Source organism: Mesorhizobium sp. B2-7-1 (assembly GCF_006440735.1).
Taxonomy (GTDB): Bacteria; Pseudomonadota; Alphaproteobacteria; order Rhizobiales; family Rhizobiaceae; genus Mesorhizobium.
The window spans coordinates 1-1,270 of the sequence record NZ_VFUA01000225.1 but is presented as its reverse complement, the minus strand read 5'-3'; the positions used below and the strand labels follow the sequence as shown (position 1 = coordinate 1,270).

The window sequence follows — 1,270 nt, the reverse complement described above, 5'->3', positions numbered from 1 at the left end:
TGTTTGGACTGGGGACATCGCGAACAGGTGTGCGAGGACATCGCGAACAGTTTTGCGCGTTTTGCGCGAGGGGGTTCGGGATGCCATTCGAGGCCAGAAGCGTGATGAGCCAGAAAGAAGAGTTCGTGAGATTGGCGCTGGCGCCTGGCGCCAATGTGAGCGCGTTGTGCCGGCGCTTCGGCATTGGCCGGACCTGTGGTTACAAGTTGCTTTCGCGCTATCGGCTGGAAGGCGCGGCCGGCCTGACGGAGCAGTCTCGGCGACCGCTGTCGAGCCCGGCACGCAGTGCGCCGGAGATGGAAGCAGCAGCCGTTTCGGTGCGCGTGGCGCATCCGGCCTGGGGCGGGCGCAAGATCGCGCGCGTGCTTGCCCGCGAAGGCATCGGCGCGCCGGCGGCCTCGACGATCACCGGCATCCTGCGCCGCAACGGTATCGAGTTGGGGGCTTTGGGCGGCGGAGCCCAGCCTTTCATTCGCTTCGAGCATGCCGCCCCCAACCACCTGTGGCAGATGGACTTCAAGGGCCACGTTGCCTTGCGCGTCGGCCGGCTGCATCCGCTTACCGTGCTCGACGACCATTCGCGCTTCTCGATCGCGCTGTCGGCCTGCGCCGACCAGACCACCGAGACCGTAAAAGCCCGGCTGATCACAGCCTTCCGTCGCTACGGCCTGCCGTGGCGCATCGCCACCGACAATGGTCCGCCTTGGGGCGATGGCGGCCGCAACGACTTCACGCTACTCACCGTCTGGCTGATCGAGACTGGCATCGCCGTCAGCCACTCCAGGCCTTGCCATCCGCAAACGCTCGGCAAGGACGAGCGCTTCCATCGTTCGCTCAAGGCCGAGGCGCTGCAGGGGCCGCCCTTCGCCAATCTCGCCGAGGCCCAGGATGCATTCGACCAGTGGCGTCACGTCTACAACGCCCAGCGTCCCCACGACGCGCTGGGCGGCGGCGTGCCGCTCGATCGCTACCAGGCCTCGCCGCGCCAGTATCGCGAAACTGTCGAGCCATTCGAATATGCCAAGGACGATCTCATCCGCCGCGTTCAGCAGCACGGCTTCGTCTCAATCCTTGGCCGCTCAATGCGCTTGTGCAGAGCCTTCGCGGGAAAGTCCGTCGCCTTCAGGCCTACCAACTTAGACGGCGTCTTCGACGCCTGGTTCAGACATCAGAAAATAGAAACCATCGACCTCAATGCACTCGCTCGATAGCATGCAAAACTGTTCGCGATGTCCTCGCACACCTGTTCGCGATGTCCCCAGTCCAAACA

At 64.4% G+C, this 1,270-nt stretch carries 1 protein-coding gene; it reads left to right on the top strand.

The annotated features are described in order from the left end of the window. Positions 1–80: 80 nt before the first annotated feature. Positions 81–1,211: an IS481 family transposase gene (locus FJ471_RS34595; protein ID WP_140811581.1), complete on the top strand. Its 1,131-nt coding sequence runs from the start codon at positions 81–83 to the stop codon at positions 1,209–1,211. The last annotated feature ends 59 nt before the right edge of the window (positions 1,212–1,270 follow it).